This window comes from Brucella sp. HL-2, assembly GCF_025846885.2.
Taxonomy (GTDB): domain Bacteria; phylum Pseudomonadota; class Alphaproteobacteria; order Rhizobiales; family Rhizobiaceae; genus Brucella; species Brucella quorumnocens.
Window position 1 is genome coordinate 1 of record NZ_JAOYTK010000059.1, and the last position, 3,976, is coordinate 3,976.

Consider the following 3,976-nt stretch of genomic DNA (forward strand, 5'->3'; position numbering starts at 1 on the left):
GCCTTTGCCGTGCCGGAAAGCGAGATATCACCGGATGACGCGTTCAGGTTCGCTGCACCGTCTGCAATGATGTCTGTGGCCGAAATCCCTGTTCCCGCGCGAATATCCGCGTTCTTTTGAGCCCCAACCTTGTTGAGGTGAATTGCGCCCGACGATGTCAGTTCGATATTGCCCAGAGAGGCAATGTCGTTTGTTACCGACAACAATCCAGTCGCGCTAGCAAGAATGATATCTTCATCAGCCGCTACAGATTGAAGCGTGATGCCTTTATCGGCTTTGACAACAACGCGCTTTTTGGATGTAACGTTCCTGGCCTCAACAGACTTGGCTTTAGATTGGATCGTAACACCATCCCGACCAGAAGCGTTGCCAAGCGATATTTTGCCATCCGCAGAAAGCGTGAGCTCGCCCGCATTGGCCGCCATATCATTGCGCATACGCACGCCAGCACCTTTATCGGTGACGACAATCCTGATGCGATCAGCCTGCATGGCACCAAGGGCTGAGCCGTCAATGGCGAACTCGCCCGCATCCTCAGTTCCACTCAAAGCTGTGGCTTCACCGGTAGCGTAGTCAAACTTTTGTCGACCTGCAGAAAGGCGCAAATGCTTGCCATTGACCGGACCGTCGATGTGAATGCGGCGCGATACGATATCGAACAGATCAACAGCAGCATCACCAGAATTGGCGCCAGATGCAAAATTGCCGCCTTTTGAACCAAAGGTGACATCACCGCCCTGAACGGTAAACCCAGACAATCGTCCTGTACCGTCAATGTCAGGTGTGCCTGTGGTCAGCGTGGCCCGTGGCGTGTTGATAAAGCCGCAGCCATCACAAGTAATGCCATTCGGATTGGCGATAATGACATCGGCTCTGCCGCCAAAGACTTCTGTGGGCCCAAGCAGTGAACTCCGGCTACCGCTTGTCACTTCATTGAGGATAACGCTCGCAGGACCGCTGTTCTTCAGATTGGCATTGCCCGGTGTGACGCCGCCGAGTTTCGAGGTACCAAACTCGGAGTTCAGATTGTTGAGGATCAGACCGGGTGTGCCGACATTGAAGTCGCCATATTTATTATGCGACAGTCCCTGACCGTTCGGCGTCACGATATCGACAAGCGGCACGCCATTGTTTGCCGTCCCTATGCCAGGCTGATTGCCAATCGGCGCGTTCACATCGGGTGTCAGCTGTTGCGCTTGCAATAAAACAGGCTGGAGAACCAGAAGCCCGCTTAGAAGACTGGCAACGCCTTTGCGGGCAAATGCGGCAGGATCAAACCAGCGATGTGGCCGCCTGGTTTCGCAAAAAACACGGGCTGCAGTCGAAAAATAGCGGTATGCAAAATTCTTCATGGCCGATCCTGCCGTAAATTATTATTCAAAAACTCGGGCGCTAACACCGCAACAATCTTAGTCTCTGGCTTTGGCAGAGCTCCCGCTGCCCGGGTGATCGAGCTTCTTGTAAACTTCGGTCAGCTGAGATTTTGGTGCCGCACACTTCCTGGTGCGCGCGATGTCTTCGAGAACCTTGTTGCGATTGCGCAGTGCAACGATTTCGACCTTCTCAGGCGACTTCGGGTCCATGAAAAAAAGCGCCGGAAAGAATAAAATAGCGCCCGTTGCTCCAAGGATGATGTTTTTACCCTGAGCCTGACTGCGCTCTTTCAGCGTCGCCAGAATCTGCCGCTCGTTTGCAGCAAACTCACGCGAAATCCCCGCACAATCAAACGCGCTATCCGTTGGATTGGTTATTGCAATCGGCTTTGCGTCACGCCCTCCACAACCCGCGAGGGCAAGGCTGAGGCTCAGTGCTATCGTCACATTCAATATCTTCATCATTGTAAAATCTCTTTAAAATAATAGCGTTCTCGTAATTCATCACCACTGCAGCGATGTGCTTACGAAAAACAAATCCTTGCCGTTGGTCTCAGTCGTGCTCTTGATGATGCGCGAATAGCCGATGTCCGCACTGATGTTGCCGCCACTGAGACGCGTCCCCACGGTCCAGCCAGAAACATCACCACCTTCAATTCCAAATCGCGTCTGTTGAACTACATGGCCATAATCAATGGCCGCGTAGGGCCGCAGTTCGCCGAGGCGTTTGCTGAGTACTTTATTGCCCGACCAGGGAACTGTGCGCCATACGAGCTCGTTGCGCGTGAAGGCACCATTGTTGCCAAACAGAATGCTGTTGCGCGTGCCACGCACGTTGGAATAGCCACCCAACGAAACCTGTTCAGCACCGTAGAGATTGTCTGGCGAATACTGCCCGTTGATCAGTGTTGAGAACTGGAAGTTCTGGCTCGCCAGCTGGAAGGGTTTGGTGACATTAATCGTGCCAGTAAACCTGGAGAATTCCGGTTCGGCATCACCAGCACCTGGGGTCCCGCGTTTCGTCGCGCCAAACACGCCAAGCCCCTGATTGTAACTCACGTCAAAGACCCACAGTCCGCCCAGCATACGACGCGAATGCGAAATACCCAGATTTGCCACCGAATAGTGGCGACTGCCCACTTCAATGAGGTCGCCCATCATGAAGTTGTTGGTCTCCTTGTATGCCAGACCTGCATTAAGCGTCGTAATGGAGTCCTTGTCACGCAGGATGACGCGATCAACGTTGAAGCCAATCTGAGCGGAGTCGCCAGACGTATTCATCTCATTGAAGGTACCCTGAACTAAGCTGCTGTATTTGTAATAGGAGCCATTGAGTGTGAAGCTCCAGTAGCCATAAGGCACACTGATAGAGCCGGAAATACTGTTGCTCTGCCCGGTACCGTCGTTGGGCCAGGGATAATCAGGTCCAGTGTGTTCATAGGTGAGCGACACCAAATCATTCAGATTGGCCAAGTTATCCATCCGAAACGACACTGATGATCGCGAATAACCGGTCGATTTCTGGCCAAGATTGTTGTTGGCCACCGAGAAATGCCATGGCAAACCAGGTTTGTTCTCGACATTGAGAATAGAAGCGCCCGGCTCTTTACCCGGCAACATCGCTGTTTTGGCATTGTTGGAAGAAAGCCGATTGACCTGATCAAGGCCCTGTTCCACGTCGCGGATATTAACGGGTTTACCCTTCAGGTCCGGAAAGGCTGTTGCGAGCAATCCCGGATATTCTGCCGGCGCTCCGTTGAGATAAATGTCGGAAAGTGAACCCTCAGTAGCCACAAGGCGCAAGACCCTGGTCTTTGCAATATCCTGGTCCGGCACATAGATACGCGACGTGATATAGCCCGCATCCATGTAAAGGCTGGTGATGTCCTTCAGAAGCACATTGATGTCAGCAAGGTCGAGACACTTGTTTTGATAAGAAGCCAGCGCAGGCGCAAGTGTTTGACTTGAAAGCAGAGTGACGCCTTCCACCTCGACGTGGCTGATTGCGAAACATGGACCATTCGCAGCTTTCGCCAACGGTCCGGCTTGTGCGGGCGCACCCGGTGTCACGGCACGCGGGGTTGCATCACCCAAAGCACGCAGTCGTTGTTCCAAATCCTGTTCGGCCTGACGACGCATGAAGTCATCGGCAGGTGACGCATCCGGGTTCGGTGCCACATTGGGTGGTTGCTGCGTAAAACCTGACGTTGTTGAAGCAAGCAGCACAGCACTAAGCGCGAGCCAAAGCTGGCCCAACCGAACAGAATGCATCATGTCTGTTCCCACTAGGCCCTGGATGACTTTTGAAGTGCGCTCAGGGCCCTGGACAAGCCGTTCAGTGAGAACCTGAGATTGATATTCTGCCCGTTCATCAGGCGCAGGCGCGCCTCTCCGGCAGACCCTTTTTGCAACGCAGCCAGCATTTGTCGGTCGAGCTTCTGTTGTGCCCAACAGCCAGCCTGATTGCAGTTGCGATAAGGGATTTTAACGACATCCTTGCCCTCGGCGGCAAGTCCAAGTCCCGCAGGCAAAACAACGTTCAGGGGAACAAGTGCGGTCAGCAACAAATTATTGCCGGAGGATTTGTTGCCCGCTTCGGGCGC

Annotated in this window: 4 protein-coding genes; all 4 read right to left on the reverse strand. The window is 53.4% G+C overall.

Annotation, left to right across the window (positions count from 1 at the left end; all coding sequences use genetic code 11):
* Window positions 1-1,352, reverse strand: a 1,352-nt coding sequence (locus tag OIV19_RS23395) for a two-partner secretion domain-containing protein (RefSeq protein WP_264234299.1), incomplete at its 3' end; no start/stop codon positions are given.
* A gap of 57 nt (window positions 1,353-1,409) precedes the next feature.
* Window positions 1,410-1,838: a hypothetical protein gene (locus tag OIV19_RS23400; protein ID WP_264234300.1), complete on the reverse strand. Its 429-nt coding sequence runs from the start codon at window positions 1,836-1,838 to the stop codon at window positions 1,410-1,412.
* Window positions 1,839-1,877: 39 nt separating this feature from the next.
* Window positions 1,878-3,644, reverse strand: a complete 1,767-nt coding sequence (locus tag OIV19_RS23405; RefSeq protein WP_498831078.1) for a ShlB/FhaC/HecB family hemolysin secretion/activation protein — start codon at window positions 3,642-3,644, stop codon at window positions 1,878-1,880.
* A 14-nt stretch (window positions 3,645-3,658) separates the two neighbouring features.
* Window positions 3,659-3,976, reverse strand: a 318-nt coding sequence (locus OIV19_RS23410) for an invasion associated locus B family protein (protein WP_264234303.1), incomplete at its 5' end; no start/stop codon positions are given.